General features: G+C 64.2%; 15 protein-coding genes. 8 read left to right on the top strand and 7 right to left on the bottom strand.

Annotated features, from left to right (window positions below; translation table 11 throughout):
* Positions 1-40 precede the first annotated feature (40 nt).
* Positions 41-433: a DUF2750 domain-containing protein gene (locus tag C4F17_RS09205; RefSeq protein ID WP_106935032.1), complete on the top strand. Its 393-nt coding sequence runs from the start codon at positions 41-43 to the stop codon at positions 431-433.
* Positions 434-479: 46 nt separating this feature from the next.
* Here C4F17_RS09205 and C4F17_RS09200 read toward each other — a convergent pair whose 3' ends face one another.
* Complete coding sequence (locus C4F17_RS09200; protein ID WP_106935031.1) at positions 480-959, bottom strand: hypothetical protein; 480 nt, start codon at positions 957-959, stop codon at positions 480-482.
* Positions 960-1435: 476 nt separating this feature from the next.
* On the opposite strand from C4F17_RS09200, the gene C4F17_RS09195 reads away from it, so the two are divergent.
* The 4 genes from C4F17_RS09195 (at position 1436) to C4F17_RS09180 (ending at position 7415) form a co-directional block, all read left to right on the top strand.
* A complete protein-coding gene (locus C4F17_RS09195) occupies positions 1436-1735 on the top strand; it encodes a hypothetical protein (RefSeq protein ID WP_106935030.1) in 300 nt (99 codons plus the stop codon).
* Between the two features lie 288 nt (positions 1736-2023).
* A complete protein-coding gene (locus C4F17_RS09190; protein ID WP_106935029.1) occupies positions 2024-4363 on the top strand; it encodes an AAA family ATPase in 2340 nt (779 codons plus the stop codon).
* On the top strand, positions 4360-6255 hold the full coding sequence (locus tag C4F17_RS09185) for a UvrD-helicase domain-containing protein (RefSeq protein WP_106935028.1): 1896 nt from the start codon (positions 4360-4362) through the stop codon (positions 6253-6255). The genes C4F17_RS09190 and C4F17_RS09185 overlap by 4 nt, the downstream gene beginning before the upstream one ends.
* A complete protein-coding gene (locus C4F17_RS09180) occupies positions 6252-7415 on the top strand; it encodes a hypothetical protein (protein ID WP_159053628.1) in 1164 nt (387 codons plus the stop codon). Before C4F17_RS09185 ends, C4F17_RS09180 begins: the two co-directional genes overlap by 4 nt.
* Positions 7416-7679: 264 nt before the next feature.
* Here the strand turns inward: C4F17_RS09180 and C4F17_RS09175 are convergent, their stop codons facing one another.
* The 3 genes from C4F17_RS09175 to C4F17_RS09165 all read right to left on the bottom strand — a co-directional run bounded on the left by C4F17_RS09175 (position 7680) and on the right by C4F17_RS09165 (position 11196).
* On the bottom strand, positions 7680-9011 hold the full coding sequence (locus C4F17_RS09175; RefSeq protein ID WP_106935026.1) for a sulfatase family protein: 1332 nt from the start codon (positions 9009-9011) through the stop codon (positions 7680-7682).
* A gap of 23 nt (positions 9012-9034) precedes the next feature.
* Complete coding sequence (locus C4F17_RS09170) at positions 9035-10033, bottom strand: Bug family tripartite tricarboxylate transporter substrate binding protein (protein WP_199851937.1); 999 nt, start codon at positions 10031-10033, stop codon at positions 9035-9037.
* 152 nt (positions 10034-10185) lie between these two features.
* Positions 10186-11196, bottom strand: a complete 1011-nt coding sequence (locus tag C4F17_RS09165) for a Bug family tripartite tricarboxylate transporter substrate binding protein (protein WP_106935025.1) — start codon at positions 11194-11196, stop codon at positions 10186-10188.
* 125 nt (positions 11197-11321) lie between these two features.
* On the opposite strand from C4F17_RS09165, the gene pcaQ reads away from it, so the two are divergent.
* Both pcaQ and C4F17_RS09155 read left to right on the top strand, forming a co-directional pair.
* The gene (gene pcaQ, locus C4F17_RS09160) at positions 11322-12281 is read left to right on the top strand and encodes a pca operon transcription factor PcaQ (protein WP_106935024.1); all 960 of its coding nucleotides are present in this window, start codon (positions 11322-11324) and stop codon (positions 12279-12281) included.
* Positions 12278-13468 carry a DUF418 domain-containing protein gene (locus tag C4F17_RS09155; RefSeq protein WP_106935023.1) on the top strand — a complete coding sequence of 397 codons (1191 nt, stop codon included), beginning with the start codon at positions 12278-12280 and terminating at the stop codon, positions 13466-13468. The genes pcaQ and C4F17_RS09155 overlap by 4 nt, the downstream gene beginning before the upstream one ends.
* Positions 13469-13550: 82 nt before the next feature.
* On the opposite strand, the gene C4F17_RS09150 is transcribed toward C4F17_RS09155, so the two are convergent.
* From C4F17_RS09150 to C4F17_RS09140, 3 genes are read right to left on the bottom strand one after another with little or no spacing between them, the layout of a single operon-like run.
* A complete protein-coding gene (locus C4F17_RS09150; RefSeq protein ID WP_106935022.1) occupies positions 13551-14621 on the bottom strand; it encodes a mechanosensitive ion channel family protein in 1071 nt (356 codons plus the stop codon).
* Positions 14621-16873: an FUSC family protein gene (locus tag C4F17_RS09145; protein ID WP_106935021.1), complete on the bottom strand. Its 2253-nt coding sequence runs from the start codon at positions 16871-16873 to the stop codon at positions 14621-14623. Before C4F17_RS09145 ends, C4F17_RS09150 begins: the two co-directional genes overlap by 1 nt.
* Before the next feature lie 2 nt (positions 16874-16875).
* Complete coding sequence (locus C4F17_RS09140; protein ID WP_106935020.1) at positions 16876-17934, bottom strand: inositol monophosphatase family protein; 1059 nt, start codon at positions 17932-17934, stop codon at positions 16876-16878.
* A 110-nt stretch (positions 17935-18044) separates the two neighbouring features.
* Between C4F17_RS09140 and C4F17_RS09135 the strand changes: the two genes are divergently transcribed.
* The gene (locus C4F17_RS09135) at positions 18045-18785 is read left to right on the top strand and encodes an RNA methyltransferase (protein WP_106935019.1); all 741 of its coding nucleotides are present in this window, start codon (positions 18045-18047) and stop codon (positions 18783-18785) included.
* Position 18786 lies beyond the last annotated feature (1 nt).

Genomic DNA, 18786 nt, shown 5'->3' with positions numbered 1-18786 from the left:
CCAGGCCGCGCTATCTGGATTCGGTCAGCGAGAGCCCTCGATGAAGCAGCTGCGTGAACAGGAAATTGCGGCCGTATTCAAGCTAGAGGGGCCTGCCCGGTACTCGCATTTCATTGGTCAGGTCGCCGACTGGGAGGCCGTCTGGGGCCTCCGCTCTCCCGATGGCTGGGTTTCGATTTCAGACGAAACGGGAGCGCCGATGTTTCCCGTGTGGCCGCATGAGCCCTATGCGCGCATGCTGGCCGTGGACTCATGGGCGCAGGTGATCCTGACGCCAATCGAAGTTCATGAATGGATCGAGAAATGGCTTCCTGGGCTTGCCAAGGACCGCATGAAGGTTGCCGTCTTTCCTACCCCTGAGGGCAAGATTGTCGTCGTCGATCCGCTGCGGCTGCGAGGCGATATCGAGGCAGAGCTTGCTCGCATTGAGTGACGGGCTGCCAACGTCTTGAACGAGTTCGACTGCTCGTCCAAAGTCTTCATAGGAGGTTGCAATAGTCGTAGTGGTAGATCGCCATCTCGTCTCCCACCCACGCATGGCCGTCGAGCGAGTCGATTGCGATGTTGCCTCCACCTGCACGTTCTTCGTCTGACGGCTCGGCACTGATCGGACCGCCGAAGAAGCTGTAGAACATCGGGTTGCCAAGCGCGGGGTAGCTCGACCTTGTCGACAAACTCCAATCTGGATACTGGCGCACCGCAGCCGCCATTGCCTCGGCTTCAGTCAGTCGTGTCGAGTCCCTGTATCGCACGGGAATGCTCAAGATCCCAATGCGATCCTTGCGGGCCGTCGTGACATGCGCGACGGCCATGAGCCTGGAGATGTTCAGGCCAAGAAAACCTGCATACGCCCGCTCCGGCTTTGGAACAAACTCGCGATGGAATAGCGCCAGTTTCTTCAGCCAGGGCGTGTCTCCCTGGATTGGTGTCGCAAGAAAAAGGTCGCAGATGATGTCCATCAAGAGATTTTCCTAAATCAGGCAGCCTGGTCGAATCGAAATGCCTCGCGAATCCGGGTGACTCGGTCCATGTGCAGCCTTGGCGAACATAAAGACGAGAGCGCCTCGCACCGGTATTTCAGTGAGCAACAGCTCCCAACTGTCAGAGCTTTGTGTCTCGCCGCAGTGTCCCGGCAGATATCTCGCCGATTCGAGAAATCCTCGACGAAATCTTTTCTCTTGCTCGGCTTCGCTTCTCTACAGTGAATGCCCCTGCCGCAAGACGCCCCTCCTTGTGGGCGACGAACACCTTGAAAAGGAACTCCCCGAACGACTGATCAAGTGAATTGATGAACCGCCCACCTCACGGCGGGTTGCCGGTGCTCCCTTGGTGCATCGGTGCGAACGTGAGGCACAAAAGGCGACGGCCAGGGCGCGCAAACACCCTGACCGTCTGACCACATGACGTGCACAACTTTTCAGAGGAAGCACACCAAATGGCTGAGCGAATTATGGCCGGGCGTTCTGCGCCCAAATCTCCCCGCCGCACACGCGGCACTACGAAGCCCACGGCGAACACCACCCCGACAGCCGATGAGGCAAGAGAACTGCTCGAAATCAAACTGGCACAGCTGAACTCGCTGCTGTGGTGCTGTTATGGCGACGGCAATGGGTGGTTCGAGGAGGCGGGGGAGAAGCATCGGGATCACATGCTTTGGATTGCTGCGGATTTGGCGCGGGAGGCAGAGATGTTGTTAGAGGTCAGCGTGGGGGCGAGGGCAGGCGGGATCGGCTGACGTCCCAGGGCATCCCACAAAGACGGGATGCTCTGGAACTTTCCTCCACGTTAATGTCGCGTCGAGGAGGGTTCCAATGCCGATCCGCAAATTGTTCTACGGGCATCAGAATGCCCTGATGCGCAGCGCATCACCTAAGACAAACGCGTCTTGCGATTCAGGTTTCTGAAATCTGCTCAACGCGCATTGCTTTGAGTGCTTCTTCGTTCTCCGCATTTGATGCAGATCGCCATTGCGACAAGGTTACGTAGAGATCAACACTAACGATCGCAAGAAGAGGAGATACCGTTGCACATCCAGCATGTAGAAATCGGGCAGTTCCGCAAGCTCCAAAGGGTACGCGTCGACCTCGCGACCAATACAACCGTGTTCGTCGGCGCGAACAACAGCGGCAAGACCTCCGCAATGGTCGCTCTTCGCCAATTCCTCGTCAAACGTGGTGAGTTCTCGATCAATGATTTCACGCTATCCAACTGGGCTGCGCTTGACACGCAGGGGAGCCGATGGGCAGATTCCCAGACGGGCGCAGAGGAGGAGGTGTTCGACTGGGATTCGGTATTACCGCACCTCGATGTGTGGCTGAAAGTGCCAACGGATGAACTTCATCATGTACAGAAAATCCTGCCCACTCTCGATTGGGCGGGATCGCTTATTGGCGTCCGACTTCGGTTCGAGCCAAAAGACGCGGTGGCGCTCAGGCAGGACTACTTAAAGGCAAAGCGCGGCGCCGAAGCCGTCATGGCCGCCAACGACGCAGCTGAACCCCCGGTTGCACCACCGGAGGGCTTTTCTATCTGGCCGCGCTCGCTGACGGATTACCTTGCCGTCAAGCTGCGCACAACCTTCGAGGTGCGGGCCTACCTCCTTGATCCAGACAAGCTGAAGGCACCGGTTGGCGGCATTGCTTCGCCCCAACCGTTACCAGAGGGCAGCGAGCCAGTCGAAGGAGATCCATTGCGAAAGATTATTCGCATCGACGAAATCAATGCACAGCGTGGCTTCGGCTTTTCTTCGACGAATGCCCGGGGGGAGGAAGACCAAGAGGATTCGCGACCAGGCGGTCGCAAGCTTTCAAGCCAGCTTCGTCAGTACTACACGCAGCATCTTGACCCGTTTGATCAGCCGAAGCCAGAGGATCTCGAAGCCCTGAAGGCACTCTACGGTGCACAGTCCGCCTTCGGAAAGCGCCTCACCGAAAGCTTCGCAGTTGCACTCAAAGAGCTCGAAGATATAGGCTATCCAGGTGTTTCCGATCCGAAGCTGACGATCTCAACAAATATAAAGCCGGTAGAGGGGCTTAACCATGCCTCTGCCGTCCAGTATGTTGTACCGACCCATCAGACTGCCGGAGGCAATCTCGTCCATCGCTTACCTGAAGAATCCAACGGTCTTGGATACCAGAATCTCGTATCGATCGTGTTTGCCCTGATGAGCTTTCGCGACAAGTGGATGCGCGTTGGGAAGGCCGCCAGTAGCACGCTCGAAGCGGATGACTTGATCCCGCCGTTGCATCTGGTGCTCATCGAGGAGCCTGAAGCCCACCTGCACGCGCAGGTCCAGCAAGTCTTCATCAACCAAGCCTATGAAGTGCTGCGCAAACACGACAAGCTGAAAGGTTCAACTGACCTTCGCACCCAACTCGTCGTGAGCACACATTCGAGCCACATCGCGCATGAGGCCGAGTTCGCGTCGCTTCGTTACTTCCGTCGGCTGCCTGTGAAAGCCGTTGAAGGCTCGGTGCCGATGTCTAGCGTCGTCAATCTTTCCGAGACTTTTGGAGACGAAGACGAGACCGGGCGGTTTGTCAAACGCTACCTGAAGGCCACGCATTGCGACCTTTTCTTTGCTGACGGCGCCGTCTTTGTTGAAGGACCGGCTGAGCGAATCATCGTGCCGCATTTCGTTCGATCGAGAGACAAGTATGAGTTCCTGCGTAGGTGCTACGTGACATGGCTAGAGATCGGCGGGAGCCATGCCCATCGGCTTAAGGATCTCATCGAGCATCTTGGCTTGAATACCCTCGTCATTACGGACATCGATGCAAAAGACAAGGGTGGGAAATCCGTTCCACCTGCGCGGGGCGACGGACTCCTTACGCGAAACGAGTCGCTGAAGTCGTGGTGTCCAAAGGATGAGTCATTCGACAACCTGCTCGACAAGCCTGAGAAAGCGCTTTCGATTACCGATGAGAGTGGTTACGGAGTCCGCGTGGCCTACCAGCAACCGGTCCTTTTGCAGTTCAAGAAAGGGGTGCCAACTGAGCTTCTTGCTAACACCTTTGAAGATGCTCTTGTATATGAGAATCTCTCGATCTTTAAAGGCATGAAGGGTGCCGGTTTATTGGGACGATTTCGGGAAGCTATCGAGGCAAGCACAGACGCCGCGGACTTAGCCAAACGCGTCTTTGATGGCCTCGCCAAAGGAGGTAAGGCCGAATTTGCTATGGAGCTCCTGTACAGCACTGAAATCGATGCGCTGACCGTTCCTGCATACATCGACAAGGGCCTTGCTTGGCTCGCAGACCAACTCAAACGCAAGGAAGTTGACGTGCTCGGGAAAGGCGCCATAGCACTCGTCCTGGTGCCGGCCAGCGACGCAGCTCAGGGCAGTGCGCTGGTGGCAGCATGATGCCAGCCGCCACATTAGATATGCAGCTGAACGATGCGCAGGTTGACGTGGAGATCGCCGCTTGCCTGAACCTTGACACGCCCCAGAGCTTTTTTCTGTTTGCAGGGGCCGGGTCCGGAAAGACCCGGTCGCTCGTGACCGCGCTTCAGCACGTTCAGAAGACGATGAGCGAGCGGCTACGCGTGAAGGGCCAGCGAGTCGCGGTCATTACCTTCACCAACGCTGCCAGCGATGAGATCAAGAGTCGCCTTCTGTTCGATCCGCTCATCGATGTGCGAACCATCCATAGCTTTGCATGGTCATTGATCGAGGGGCTCAATCGCGACATTTTTGAGTGGCTGAAAGTTGATCTGGCTGAAGACATTGCAGATCTGAGAGCCGAAGAGGCCAAGGGAAGAAAAGGGACCAAGGCGTCTGCGACCCGTCTTAGCAAGATTGAGTCTAAAACGAAGCGGCTCCGGAATCTGCCGAACGTCAAGACCTTCACGTACAGCCCTGTCGGCGACAACCGAGGCCGTGACGCCCTGAACCACGTAGAGGTGCTGAAACTCACGGCTTACTTCCTGAGGACAAAGCCTGCGATGCAAAGCATCCTTGCCGGCCGCCATCCTGTACTTCTCATTGACGAAAGCCAAGACACGAACAAGCATCTGGTCGATGCCTTGTTTGTAGCGCAGGCCAGCCTGAAGGGAAGGCTTGTGCTCGGGCTACTCGGCGACATGATGCAGCGCATCTATTCGGACGGAAAAGATGGCCTCGGCAATGAGTTGCCAGCGGATTGGGCAAGGCCGAAGAAAGTGATGAATTACCGATGCCCCAAGCGCATCGTCAAGCTCATTAACAAGGTCCGCAGCACCACTGACAAACAGCACCAGGAAACACCAGATGAGGCCACGGAGGGGCTCATTAGATTCTTCATTCTTTCAAGCAACACCACGAACAAGCCACAAATTGAGAGCGCAATCCGCACACACATGGCTGAGGTTACGGGCGATAACAATTGGTCTCAGCAGCGTGCCGTCAAGACACTGACCCTTGAGCACCGGATGGCCGCGGCCCGCCTCGGTTTCCTAGAAGCGTTCGCGGCGCTCTATGACTACGAGGGCTGGCGCACGAGTTTTCTGGGAGGGAGCCTGCCCGCGTTCCGCTTTTTCTCAGAGCAGGTCTTGCCACTTGTAAAAGCCAGGCGGGCAAAGGACCGTTTTGCGGTAGCCCGCATCCTCAAAACACATTCGCCTCTGCTTAGTGCATCGGCGCTTAAGCAGTCCAAAGACACGCGGGCATCGCTTGCGGCAGTGGACGACCTTTTGACGCAGCTGGAGGGCCTGTGGGAAAGCAACGCTGATCCTTCGCTGCTCAGCATTCTTCAATTCACCGCCCGATGCAATCTGCTTGAGCTTCCCGATGCCCTTATCGCGCATGGCTCGGGAGCCATTGAAGCAGCGGCTGCAACGTCCTCTGCCGAAGATGAAAGTGAGGACCGCCAGTCTGAACGGGATCTCGCGATCCAAGCCTTCCTGAAGGCGCCATTTTCGCAAGTTGAGCCCATGGCCGAGTACCTTGCTGGCAAGGCTCATTTCGATACGCATCAGGGTGTCAAAGGACTCGAGTTCGACCGTGTCATGGTCGTAATGGACGACACGGAAGCGCGAGGCTTCCTTTTTAAGTACGAGGATCTCTTCGGAGGCAAGGCCGCGGGCGACAAAACCGTTGAAGCGACCAGACGATTGTTCTACGTGACCGCAAGCAGGGCTAAAGAAAGCCTTGCACTCGTTGCGTACTCCTCTGCTCCGGAGCGCATCAAGAGCTTTGTTATCAATCAGGGCTGGTTTGATGGCGAAGAGGTCGTCATGGATGTTCAGCGCGAGTCAGCAGGTCGGATGTCCACATGACCCCCGCCAGCCCAGTCCTTCGCACGCGCTTCTTCGCAATGGACTCGTCGCATCTAGCGGGATTGGCCCTCGATTGGGCGTCCCCGGTCCGCAGTCGACAGGAGGCGGCACGTTCGTTCGTTCCGCGGCTCATTGAGCGCGGGTGGGTGTTGCTGCTCAGCTGGCATCAGGTGCAGGAGCTCATGCAGCATCGAGATGATTCGTTGGTGGACGAGCGTCTGCGCTTCATTCAGAGTTGGCCGTTGTTGGCGTGGATCCGATCTAAGGAGGCAGGTCCAGGCTCTGTGTTCGATGCTTGGCGAATGGAAGTCTGCGCGGCCTATGACTTCCCCGACGCTGATGTGCATGGCGTACGCGAGCTGACGCGCCCCCGTATTTTTTCGTTCGGTTCCGGCGCGGATGCACTTCCCGACATCTTCAAGGACTGGCGCCATCTGCGGGAGGCCTTGAACGCTCAGCAAGAGAACGCCAGGCGTGTAGCCGCAATCTCCAAATGGCGCGCGGCGAACGTTGACCACGTCCGGATCAAAGATTTGGAGCAGGCCTCGTTTCGCGCGCCTGGGGACGTGGGTCGGGCACTGTTACATCAACGACAGGCGCTGGCGCGCGAGATCGCCACCCGTGGAGACAAGCGAATTGCGGATCCCGACGCGTTGGCGGGGCAGTTCATCGCGGAAATTGCATCTCAGGTGCCATTGCAGGGCCCTTGGAGCCACATCGTGCCACCTGTGATTCAGCTTCTACTGAGCGCAGGTCACGAACCCGAGGACATCGATCGCGATGCGACTTTCGGCGAGATGCAGGATCTGCTGGTCTTCCATCAGCGGCTGCGTATGGTGGCCGATGCTGATGCGCTGCCCTGGCGCGCTCTAAAACGTACGGCGAGGCGGAATCGCCTGCCGATCACCGTAATCGAGGACGGCATGCGGGTTCATGGGCACGACCAGCCGGAGCGAAAGGGCAGTGACTTGAATGATGTGCACCTGCTTTGCTTGGCGCCCTATGCGGACGTCACTTATGTTGACAAGCGCACGCTCGAGAGCGTGCGGCGGGTCAGGGCCAAGGTTCCAGACTGCGACATGCTCTTGGGCGAAGTTCGACGGGCGGCGAATTACGGCGAAATCTACAAGGCCTTGACGTCTGCGCCTGATGCTCTCTAGATGCGGCGGCTGTTTTCGCCGAACCCGGGGGTACTTTGGTAACGTGACTTTCGCGAAGGCAACAAGCGGTTAGTCAAACTGTTGCATCGATCGGTTGATTCCGCCGTCTTGAGCAGTCATTCAATGGGTATGAAATGCCTTGACCACGGACTGGGAGAGGGCGGAGCGATCAGAGTCACTAATTTGGTCCAAATCGGCGTCGGCGTCGGCGTCGGCGTCGGCGCCGCACGCGTGCACTGCGACGGCACTCTTTGCTGCCGCCCGTCACCTCTGCGGCATATCCTTAACCGAGTACCCCAAACTCACAGTCGCATCCTCCGGAATAGCCGGCATAGTCGCATTCCAAGCCGCCCAATCCGCCCGCATCGCAGCGAGTCGTTCAGGCTCCTTTTTCGCCAGATTAGCCCGCTCGCGTTCATCCCCAGGGATGTTGAACAGGTACTCGTTCCCGTCCACCTTCAGGTACTTCCAGTCGCCGTCGCGCAGCGCTTCTTGTCCGCGATGGTTCATGCGCCAGTGCAGCGGGCGGCGGAAGCTCTTCGACGCGTCCTTGAGCACGGGCATCAGCGAAACGCCGTCCAGCGGATAGTCCGGGTGCGCGGCCACGCCGGCCGCGTCGAGCATGGTGGCCGACCAGTCCATGGTCATGCACAGCTGCGGGCTTTCGCCGCCCTTGCCGATCACGGCGGGCCAGTGGGCGATCCATGGCACGCGGATGCCGCCTTCGGTCAGGTCCATCTTGCCGCCGACCAGCGGCCAGTTGTCGGAGAAGCGTTCGCCGCCGTTGTCGCTGGTGAACACCACCAGGGTGTTGTCGGCCATGCCGTGCTTTTCCAGCGCGGCCATGATCCAGCCGATGCCTTCGTCCATGTGATGGATCATGCGGCGGTACACATGAATGTTGCCGCCGGCCAGGTCGAACAGGTTGTCCTTGATGTTCGGCGCCTTGGCCGCGTCGTCGCGGGTTTCCCACGGCCAGTGGGGCGCGGTGTAGTGCAGGCTCAGGAAGAAGGGCGCGTCGTCCTCTTTCTTCTGGAGTTCTGCCATGCGGTCGACGTAGTCGACTGCGCGCTTGGAGAGGATGTCGGTGAGGTAGCCCTCTTCGACCTTGTCTTCTTCGCCGAACCACAGGTCGTGGCGGCCGGTGGAGTCGCAATGCGTGAAGTAGTCGACGCCGCCCGACATGGGCCCGAAGAATTCGTCGTACCCAGAGCGCAGCGGCCCGAAGCTGGGCGGGTAGCCCAGGTGCCATTTGCCGATGAGGGCGGTCTGGTAGCCGCTGGCCTTCAGCAACGAGGGCAGGGTGGGGTGGTCGGTCGGCAGGCCCAGGGTGGTGCTGCCGCGGCTCTTGCTGTTGATGGGCTCTTCGGCCGCGCCGCGCAGGCGGTACTGGTAGCGGCCGGTGATCATGCCGAAGCGGGTGGGCGAGCACACGGGCGAGTTGGCGTAGCCCTGCGTGAGCTTCAGGCCGTTGGCGGCCAGGCCGTCGAGCACGGGCGACACGGGGCCGAAGGCGGCATCGCGCCCGCCGTAGCAGCCGAGGTCGGCATAGCCGAGGTCGTCGGCCACGATGAAGATGATGTTGGGTCTGGTCATATATCTCCTGGAGTTCTTTTTCTTCAGGGCTGGTAGCCGGACTTCTGGACGACCGGCGCCCACTGCGTGCGGTAGGCCTTCAGCATGGCCACGGTCTGCGCCTGGGTGCTGACCACGGGCGTCATGCCGGAGTCCTTGAACTTGCGTTGCGTGTCCGGGTCTTGCATGACTTCGCGGATGGCGGTGGCCAGCTGCTCGACCTTGGCCTTGGGCATGGTGGTCGGCGCGAAGAATGTGTTCCAGCCGGTGGCGGCCAGGTCGAGGCCGGCTTCCTTGAAGGTGGGAATGTTCGGCGCGAACGGCGAGCGCTTGGCGCCCGACAGCGCCAGGATGCGCAGCTTGCCCGCCGCGTGCTGCGGCAGCACCACGTCTTCGGTGTCGACGGCAATGGGCACCTGCCCGCCGATCAGGTCGTTCAGCAGCGGCGCGGAGCCGCGGTAGCCGATCACCTGGGTCTGCACCTTGGCCTTCTCGCCCACCATGAGCCCGAAGAAGTGCGGCAGGCTGCCGGTGGCGGGCACGCCCACGTTGGCCTGGTCGGGGTTGGCGCGCATCCATGCGAGCAGGTGGCTCAGTTCGCGCACCGGCAGGGTGGGCGACACGGCGAGCGCGAAGTCGTAGTCGTTGACGTGCGACACGGGCACGAAGTCGCGGTCGGGGTCGTAGTTGTTGTCCTTGAAGACCAGCGGCGCCACCACCATGACGGCGGGGTTGGCGAGCATCAGCACGTTCTGGTTGGCCGGCGTGACCTTCACCTGCTGCGCCGCGAGGCGGCCGCCCGCGCCGGGCTTGTTGTCGACGATGACCGCCACGCCCAGCTTGGTGCCGAGCTTGTCGGCCACCACGCGCGCCACGCGGTCGGTGGCGCCGCCGGGCGCATACCCGACCACGATGTGCAGCGGGGTGTCCAGCTTGGCCTGGGCGGCGGCACCGGTGGCAAAAGCCGCCGTGAAGCCGGCTACGGCCAGCATGCCGACGAGGCGGTGGGTGGCGCGGCGGGTGAGGGAGTGGGTCGGCAGCATGATGTGCAGGTCCTTGTCTTCTTCGGTTCAGGCAATGGCCAATGAGTGTGACCGCGATGTCCGCGGTTGCGGACGATTCTGAAGACGCTGCATTCGATTGTTCAAATCAACCATTGCCCTGGTTTACCCAGGTGTGGCGCTCATGCCCCTGTTCAGTCGACCTTCATGCCGGTGGCCTTGACGATGCGGCCGTAGCGCGCAAGGCTGGCGGTCAGGTGGTCGCTGGCGGCGGCGCCGGTTTCTCCGAGGGGCACCATGTCGAGCGTGGCAAGGCGCGACTTGACCTCGGGCAGCGCCATTGCCTTCTGAAGCGACGTGCGCAGTGTCTGCATCACGGGCTCGGGCGTGGCGGCCGGCACCATCGCGAGGTAGAGCACCTCGAACTCCAGGTTCTTCAGCCCCAGTTCGCCCACGGTGGGCACCTGCGGCAGCAGTGGCGAGCGCTGGCGGCCGGTCACGGCCAGGGCGCGCAGCTTGCCCGACTGCACCTGCGGCAGCAGCCCCGGCGTGGCGAGGATGCCGGCCTGCACTTCGTCGCCCATCAGCGCCAGCACCGCCGGCGCGTTGCCCTTGTAGGGCACGTGCGTGATCTTCGCGCCGGTCTCGCTCGCGAAGATCTCGGCGGCGATGTGGCCCGGGCTGCCGTTGCCGGCCGAGCTGAAGGTGGCGCGCTCGGCCTTGGCCTGCGCGATGAACTCGGGCAGCGTCTTCGCCTTCACGTTGCCCGCCACGCCAAAGCTCAGGCCCGACGAGCTGAAGATCATCAGCGGCTTCAGGTCCTTGGCCGCGAAGGGCATCGACGCATAGAGGTGCGGGTTGATGGTGAAGGTGGTGTCGATGCCCAGCAGCACCGTGTAGCCGTCGGCCGGGCTCTTGGCCACCAGGTCGGCGCCGATGTTGCCGCCCGCGCCGGGGCGGTTGTCGACGATGAAGGGCTGCTTCAGGTCTTTCTGCAGCGCGTCGGCCAGCGCGCGGGCGAGGATGTCGATGGGGCCGCCGGCCGGGAAGTTGGTGAGCAGCTTCACCGCCTTGGCCGGGTAGGGGGCGTCGGCCGCCTGCGCCGCCGTGGCGCTGAAGCCCAGCGGCAGCAGCGCCGCACAGGCAGCAGCTACAGCAAAGCGGCGGCGCGCGCCGCCCAGGGCGTTCTTGAAAACGGTGTTCATGTCTTGGCTTGTCTCCTTGTCTGAGGCAACTCTAGGCCGGCGGCGGGGCCGGCACAACTGAAAGCTCTTCTGCCAGGTATTCCGGCTGGTTATATTTGCAAGCCCGTCGCTCCAAGGGAAGACCGATGTCAGCCATGAACTTTGCGCGCCTGAAGCTGCGCCACCTGCAATGCCTGGTGATGGTGGCGCAGGAGCGCAACCTGGTGCGCGCCGCCAAGGCGCTGTCGCTCACGCAACCGGCGGTGTCCAAGACCGTGGCTGAGCTGGAAGAAATCATCGGCCGCCCGCTGCTGCTGCGGCGCCGCCGCGGCGTCGAGCTCACGCCGGCCGCCGAAGTGCTGGTGCGCCATGCCGTGTCTGCGCTGCGCGGGCTGAGCGAAGGCCTGGGCCTGGCCATGGACATGCCCGAGGCCGACCAACTGCACGTGGCCGTCGGCGCGCTGCCCAACATGGTGGCCAACCTGCTGCCGGAGGCGGTGGCTTTGCTGCATGCCTCGCATCCGGCGCTGCGCGTGCGGGTGGTCAGCGGCATCAACGCGCAGTTGATGACGCAGCTGCGCCAGGGTGAAATCGACCTTGTGCTGGGCCGGCTCGCGCAGGCCTCGGCCATGGCCGATCTCGCCTTCGAGCATCTCTACAGCGAACCCTTGCTGCTGGTGGTGCGGCCGGGGCATCCGCTGGCCTCGCGGCGCAAGCCGGCGCTCGATGCGCTGGCCGGCTACCCGCTGGTGCTGCCGGTGTCGGGCTCGCTGATCCGCCACACGGCGGACGCCTTTCTCATTGCGCAGGGCGTGGCCCTGCCCAACCGGCAGGTGGAGGCGACCGACACCAGCTTTGCCATCGGGCTGCTCCAGCGCTCCGATGCGGTGTGGTTCGCGCCGCAGGGTGCGGTCGAAGGCTTTGTGGCGCGCGGCGAGCTCGAGCGCGTGGCCATCGACACCAGCAGCACCGAAGGCCCGGTGGGGCTCACGGTGCGGCGCAACGGCGAGCCGGGCGAGGGCGCGCGGCTCCTGATGGAAACCATCCACGGCATCGTGCAGAAGCGCAAGCCCGTCATGAGCCTGCGCCCGGTGGAGGCGGCATGAGCACGGTGCCTCCGTCCCACGAGCGGCAGCCGCTGGTCGATGCCCTGCGCGGCTTCGCGCTGCTCGGCATCCTGGTGGTGAACATCGCGAGCTTCTCGTCGCCGTTCTACGGCCTGGGCCTGTCCGACCCGATGGCCCAGTCGGCGGTGGAGCGCGCGGCGCTGTTCGCGCGCTCCTTGCTGTTCGAGACCAAGTTCTACCTGCTGTTCTCGTTCCTGTTCGGCTACAGCTTCACGTTGCAGATGCAGTCGGCCGAGCGAGACGGCAGGCCCTTCGCGCCGCGCATGTTGCGGCGGCTGGCGGGGCTGTGGGTGCTGGGCCTGCTGCATGCGGTGGTGCTGTACCACGGCGACATCCTCACGACCTACGCGGTGATCGGCGGCGTGCTGCTGTTGCTGCGGCGTCGCGGCGACGGCGTCATGGCGTTCTGGGCGGTCAGCCTGGTGCTGCTCACATCGCTGCTGTGGGCCAGCCTCGGCTACCTGATGACGCGCACGGGCGTGGATGCCGACACCCTGAGTCTTCATGCCGAGGCCTTCGCGGCGCTGGAAGCCTACCGGGGCACCCCTGCAACGGTCATCGCCCAGCATGTGCGCGAGCTGGCGCAGGTGTGGGTGGTGCTCGCATTCGCGCAGGCACCGACGGCGCTGGCGATGTTCTTGGCGGGCTTCATCGCCGGGCGGCGCGGCCTGCTGCTGGCGGATGCGGGCGCGCACCGCCCGTTGTTCAAGCGCCTGTTCTTCTGCGGGCTGCTCATCGGCGTGCCGGGCGCCATGTTCTATGCCCTCTCGACCACGCGCTCCGGCGACGGCGGCCGCGAGGTGGTCGGCCTTGCGCTCGGCCTGCTCACCGCGCCTTTCCTCACCGCCGCCTATGCGTCGGGGCTGGTGCTGCTGTTCCAGGCGCCGCGCGGGCGGGCGCTTGTCGCGTGGCTCGCGCCGGCGGGGCGCATGGCGCTGTCCAACTACCTGCTGCAGTCGCTGGTGTGCGCGTGGATCTTCCTGGCTTACGGACTGCGGCTGATGGGCTCGGTCGGGCCGCTCGCCAGCTTCGGGTTTGCGTTCTCCATTTTCGCGGTGCAACTGCTGCTGAGCCGCTGGTGGATGCAGCGCTTTGCCTATGGCCCGGTCGAATGGCTGCTGCGGGCGTTCACGCTGCTTGAATGGCCGTCCTGTGCAGCGAAATAAAGGAGGAGGCCGCAGGCCGGGGGGCATTCGCGGAGCAAGGTACCCCGTCGGCGTGATCGCGCCCTGAACAACGGCAACAGGCTTACAGCATCGGCTGCTGCTGTTGCTCCTGCGCACCTTCGCTCTCGATGCGCATCTTGGGCAGGAACTGCGGGTACTCGCGCTGCATGAAGTCGATCAGCCCTTCGCGCACGTTGCATCGCAGGTCGAAGGCCAGGCCCGAGGTGGCGGCGGTGCACAGCACGCGGATCTGCATGGTGCGCTCGGTGGCGTCGGTCACGCGCAGGTTGAAGAAGCGGCCGTCCCATTCGGGCGAAGACTTCACGATGCGCTCGACCTCTTCGCGCAGCGGCGCGAGCGGCATGCCGTAGTCGGCGTAGATGAACACCGCGCCCAGCAGCTGCGACGAGTGGCGCGTCCAGTTCTGGAACGGCTTCTCGATGAAGTAGGTGAGCGGCAGGATCAGCCGGCGCTCGTCCCAGATCTTGATGACCACGAAGGTGCCGGTGATCTCCTCGACACGGCCCCATTCGCCTTCGACCACCAGCACGTCGTCGATGCGGATCGGCTGCGCCAGCGCGATCTGCAGGCCGGCGATGAGGTTGCTGAACACCGGCTTGGCCGCCAGGCCGGCCACGATGCCGATCACGCCGGCGGAGGCCAGCAGGCTGGCGCCGACCTGGCGCGCGCCGGGGAAGGTCATGAGCATCATCGCGCCGCCGGCCACCAGCACCACCGTCATGGCGGTGCGCGCGAGCACGCGGGTCTGCGTGAGCACGCGGCGCGCATGCAGGTTGTCGGCCACGTCGGAGGGGTTCTGCGCCAGCACGCCTTCGGCGAAGCCGCTGATGGCCCTGACCGCGAGCCAGGTGGTTGAGGCGATCAACAGCAGCCCGGTGAGATGGCGCACGTTGCCGATGAACTGCAGGTTGTCGGGCGCGCCCTGCCACACCACGTTGAGCGCCAGCAGCGGCAGCACGAACCGCGCCGCGGAATTGCAGCTGACCACCATCGAATGGATCGTCGGGGCGGGGCGGGTGACCCGCCTCAACACAAGGCCGCCGATACGGTGCGCGAGAAGAGAAAGGGGAACTGCGATCAGGGCGGCAACCCATGTGCCGAACCAGGGGTGGGCGAGTATCTCTTTGATCATCAGGCGGTGGTCGTCTTTGCTTGTGCTGTGGTTTCGTTCAGTGGTTGAAGAATGCGGGCCGCGTCGTCGCGCAGCTGCGTGGCGAGGGCCGTGGCCAGATCGAGGCGGCGCAGCAGCCAGGGGCTGATGTCGTTGTCGAACGGGTCGGGCAGGGGAATCGGTCCGCCGACGGCGGTGGAACCGCTGCTCTCGGGGTGAGAGGGGCCGGTGGTCGGCATAGTTCCGATGGCGGCCTCGATTCGTTGCGAGGTGCGGCTGATGGGGCCTTCGACCTCGCCCGGCGTGAGGCGGTCGCGGCGCAGCACGAGCATCGACTTGACCGCGCTGAGTTGCGCGAGCAGCTGGTAGCTGTGGGCCTGCAGGTGTTCGAGCGGCTCCAGCGGCGGCTGCACCGCGCGCGGTTCGGAGAGCGAACGCTGCGTGGCCTGCACCAGCGCCGAGAGGCTGTCGTAGGCCTCGCGGCGCGCAAGCCGCCATTCGAGCTCGGGGCTGCTGTCGATGGCCTGCAACTGGCCCAGGCCGAGCGCCAGGCGCGCATGGCGGGCCTGCGCCGTGAGCACGCGCGCCACCAGCGCCGGAATCTGCGTGCGCTCCCATGACGGCAGCACATAGCAGAAGCCCCAGGCCAGCGCGGCGCCGATGAGCGTGTCGGCGATGCGCTCGAACAGCGCGAAGATGGGCGCCACGCCGACGTTCAGCATGTGGGCCTGCACCAGGCCCAGCACGGTGGCGGCCACGGCGGTGATGAGGTAGCGCCGCACCGCGAAGCTGTGCGCGATGGCCTGCGCCACGGTCACGATGGCCAGCAGCGCCAGCGCCGACGGATGCGCCGACAGCAGCCCCACCGCGAGCACGCAGCCCAGCAGCGTGCCGGCCACGCGCGCGTTGCGCCGCTCCAGCGTCTGCGAGAGGCTGCCGCGCAGCACGACCACGATGGTCAGCAGAATCCAGTAGTCGTGCGAGCCCCACGGCATCGACACCGCGATGGCGTAGCCCGCGGCGATGGCCAGCGACGCGCGGATGGCGTGGCGCAGCGGCGGCTGGTCCCAGCGCCACAGCGTGAAGAAGGGGCGCCACGACCAGTCGGTCGGGCTCACGAACATCTGCCAGTTGGCGCGCACCACGGCAAGGTTGGGCTCGACGTCGCCGCGGGCCATGGCCGACAGGCGCAGCACCTCGTCGTTGATGTGGCCGATGCGGCTGGCCAGCCCGCGCGCCAGCATGGCGGCGGTGGGGCCGATGTGGCCGCCGCCCCCATGGGTGCTGGCGCTGTCGTCCGCCGACACATGGATGGCCGCGAGCCGAGGGCGCCGGTCCGCCACGGCGGCGGGATGGCGGCGCATCAGCAGCGCATCGGCCAGCGCGATGGTCTCGTCGGCGAGTTCTTCGAGCACCTCGCGCATTTCGATGAGCGCCGCGGCATGCGCGGGGTGGGCGCGCAGGGTGTCGAGGTCGAGCTCGCTCGCGAGCAGCTGGTCGCGCATTTCGAGCACGATCACCAGCATGGCGGCCAGCCGCTGGCGGCGCGGCGTGCGGGGCGATTCGAGCACGATGTCGCGCGTGGCCTGCAGCTGGTCGGCCAGCGCGGCCTGTTCGCGCAGCAGCTGGCCGAGCACGGGCGCGGGGGTGTCGCGCACGTCGCGGGTGTCGTCGTGCGGCAGGAACTGGCCGGCCTCGGTGCGCATGAGCGCGGCCAGTGAATACAGCACGTCGGCCATCGACTGGGTGCGAAAGCGCCCGTTGAGCAGCAGGTTGGCGAGCGTGGCCCAGATCACGTAGAGGCCCGCGCCCAGCCCGAAATGCCAGGTGCGCTCGATGGCATCGGCCATGTCGCGCGGGGTCTGCGTGGCCATGGAGAAGATCATCGAGAACATCACCGCGATGGCGATCGGGATGCCCCGCTTGCCCCAGGCCATGGCCAGGAAGGCCATGAAGGTGGCCGGCACCAGCAGCAGCCCGAGGCGGATGGGCGCGGTGTGCAGCATCTGCACCGCAAAGAAGAGCGGCAGGCCGATGAGCGGCGCCGGCAGCATCTGGAAGAACTTGCCGCGGCGCGGGCCGGGCAGGTCGGGCGGCGCGGTGACGATCACGCCGGTGGCGGCCGTGGAGGCCGCCAGGGTGCCCAGCCACAGGTGGATGCCGCCCGAGATGAACAGCAGCCCCAGCGCCACGGTGAGCCCGCTCGCGACATAGTGGCTCAGCGCAATGCGCAGAGCGGCGCGAACCCGGTGGGCGGCGCGGGGCCCCAGCATCGTCACTTGACGGAAGTGTCGCCCTCGGAGGGGGCTCCAGCGGCGGGAGCGGCGTCGCGGCGCACGCGCGTGAGCTTGCGCGGCGCGGCGGGGGCGGCCACGGCGGGCTTGTCGCCTTCAGCGGTTTCGTCGGCGAAATCGACCACCGTGCTGCGGGCGTAGAGGTCGGCCGACGCATCGTCGGGGTTCGACTTGGTCGAGGCCGACACGGCGCGCATGCGGTCGCTGGCGCGCAGCTTGTCGTCGACATTGGCGAACTTGGAGTACTTGGCGAGCAGCGGCACCAGCTGGCCGTAGATGCGCGGCGCGGCGGCCAGGCATTCGCGCTGTTCGAGGAATTCGGGCTCGCCCGTGAAGTTGCCGATCAGCCCGCCGGCTTCGGTGACCAGCAGCGAACCAGCGGCCACGTCCCAGGGGTTCAGGCCGGTCTCGAAGAAGCCGTCGGTGAAGCCCGCGGCCACGTAGGCCAGGTCCAGGGCCGCCGCGCCGGGGCGGCGCAGGCCGGCCATGCGGGGCATCATGTCCGCCATGATGGCCAGGTACTGCTTGAAGTTGTCGCCGGTGCGGAACGGGAAGCCCGTGGAAATGAGGCACTCGGTGAGCTTGGTGCGCTTGGACACGCGGATGCGGCGCTCGTTCATGTAGGCGCCGCGGCCCTTGGTGGCCGTGAACAGGTCGTTGCGGCTCGGGTCGTAGACCACGGCCTGCTCGATCTTGCCGCGCACGGACAGCGCGATGGACACGCAGTACACGGGGAAGCCGTGGATGAAGTTGGTAGTGCCGTCGAGCGGATCGATGATCCAGACGTAGTCGGAGTCCTTGGCGCCGTGTTCGGTGCCCGATTCTTCGGCCAGGATGCCGTGCCCCGGGTAGGCGCCGAGCAGCGTTTCGATGATCGCTTGCTCGCTCGCGTGATCGACTTCGGTGACGAAGTCGTTGACCTGCTTCTGCGAAATGCGCACGGCCTCGACGTCGAGGGCAGCGCGGTTGATGATCGCGCCGGCGGCGCGTGCGGCCTTGACGGCCACGTTGAGCATGGGATGCAGGTTGGGGGACGACATTGGATTGTGAGAAGAACGGTGGGGAGGACCCCGGAGGCGGCCCGGCGATGCGGGCAGCGAGAATCGGGGCATTTTACCGGCTCCGCCGTTCCGTGTCTCCCGAACCCGCCATGCGCACCCGTTTCATCCTGATCCAGACCAGCCACGCCGGCAATGTGGGCGCCGCCGCCCGCGCCATGAAGACCATGGGCTTCTCCGAACTCGTGCTGGTGGCTCCCCGCTGGGCCAACGTGCTGCGGCGCGAGGAAACCATCCAGCGCGCGAGCGGCGCGCTCGACGTGCTGACCAACGCCCGCATCGTCGAGACGCTGGACGAAGCCCTCGACGGCGTGACCCACCTTTGCGCCACGGCCATGATCCCGCGCGACTTCGGCCCGCCCACCCGCACGCCCCGGGAGCACCTGGAGCCGCTGGCGAAGCAGGGTGACCAGCACGTCGCCTTCCTGTTCGGCTCCGAGCGTTTCGGCATGCGGAACGAAGACGTCTACCGCTGCAACGTGGCGCTGACCATTCCCACCGACCCGAAATTCGGCTCGCTCAACCTGGGCGCGGCCATCCAGGTGATCGCCTACGAATGGCGGCTGGCGCTGGGCGGCTACGAAGTGCGCGAGGCCGGCAACCCGGTGCAGGCCGCCGACGCGCAGGCCGTGGCCGGCATGCTCGACCACTGGGAGCGCTCGCTGGTGGACATCGGCTTTCTCGACCCGGAGGCGCCCAAGAAGCTCATGCCGCGGCTGCAGCAGCTGTTCAACCGGGCCCAGCCCACGCCCGAAGAAATCCACATCCTGCGCGGCATCGCCAAGGCCATGAGCGACGCGACCAAGCCACCCCGCGGCTCGCTGCCCGAATAAA

The organism is Variovorax sp. PMC12 (assembly GCF_003019815.1).
Classification (GTDB): domain Bacteria; phylum Pseudomonadota; class Gammaproteobacteria; order Burkholderiales; family Burkholderiaceae_C; genus Variovorax.
Note: the sequence above shows the minus strand (reverse complement) of the source record. Positions and strands in the feature narration are given on the sequence as shown.

What these genes read in the sequence shown, in the direction of transcription:
- C4F17_RS09205 (WP_106935032.1), top strand. Translation starts at nt 41, where the DNA reads ATGAAGCAGCTGCGTGAACAGGAAATTGCGGCCGTATTCAAGCTAGAG.
- C4F17_RS09200 (WP_106935031.1), bottom strand. Translation starts at nt 959, where the DNA reads ATGGACATCATCTGCGACCTTTTTCTTGCGACACCAATCCAGGGAGAC.
- C4F17_RS09195 (WP_106935030.1), top strand. Translation starts at nt 1,436, where the DNA reads ATGGCTGAGCGAATTATGGCCGGGCGTTCTGCGCCCAAATCTCCCCGC.
- C4F17_RS09185 (WP_106935028.1), top strand. Translation starts at nt 4,360, where the DNA reads ATGATGCCAGCCGCCACATTAGATATGCAGCTGAACGATGCGCAGGTT.
- C4F17_RS09180 (WP_159053628.1), top strand. Translation starts at nt 6,252, where the DNA reads ATGACCCCCGCCAGCCCAGTCCTTCGCACGCGCTTCTTCGCAATGGAC.
- C4F17_RS09175 (WP_106935026.1), bottom strand. Translation starts at nt 9,011, where the DNA reads ATGACCAGACCCAACATCATCTTCATCGTGGCCGACGACCTCGGCTAT.
- C4F17_RS09170 (WP_199851937.1), bottom strand. Translation starts at nt 10,033, where the DNA reads ATGCTGCCGACCCACTCCCTCACCCGCCGCGCCACCCACCGCCTCGTC.
- C4F17_RS09165 (WP_106935025.1), bottom strand. Translation starts at nt 11,196, where the DNA reads ATGAACACCGTTTTCAAGAACGCCCTGGGCGGCGCGCGCCGCCGCTTT.
- pcaQ (WP_106935024.1), top strand. Translation starts at nt 11,322, where the DNA reads ATGTCAGCCATGAACTTTGCGCGCCTGAAGCTGCGCCACCTGCAATGC.
- C4F17_RS09155 (WP_106935023.1), top strand. Translation starts at nt 12,278, where the DNA reads ATGAGCACGGTGCCTCCGTCCCACGAGCGGCAGCCGCTGGTCGATGCC.
- C4F17_RS09150 (WP_106935022.1), bottom strand. Translation starts at nt 14,621, where the DNA reads ATGATCAAAGAGATACTCGCCCACCCCTGGTTCGGCACATGGGTTGCC.
- C4F17_RS09145 (WP_106935021.1), bottom strand. Translation starts at nt 16,873, where the DNA reads ATGCTGGGGCCCCGCGCCGCCCACCGGGTTCGCGCCGCTCTGCGCATT.
- C4F17_RS09140 (WP_106935020.1), bottom strand. Translation starts at nt 17,934, where the DNA reads ATGTCGTCCCCCAACCTGCATCCCATGCTCAACGTGGCCGTCAAGGCC.
- C4F17_RS09135 (WP_106935019.1), top strand. Translation starts at nt 18,045, where the DNA reads ATGCGCACCCGTTTCATCCTGATCCAGACCAGCCACGCCGGCAATGTG.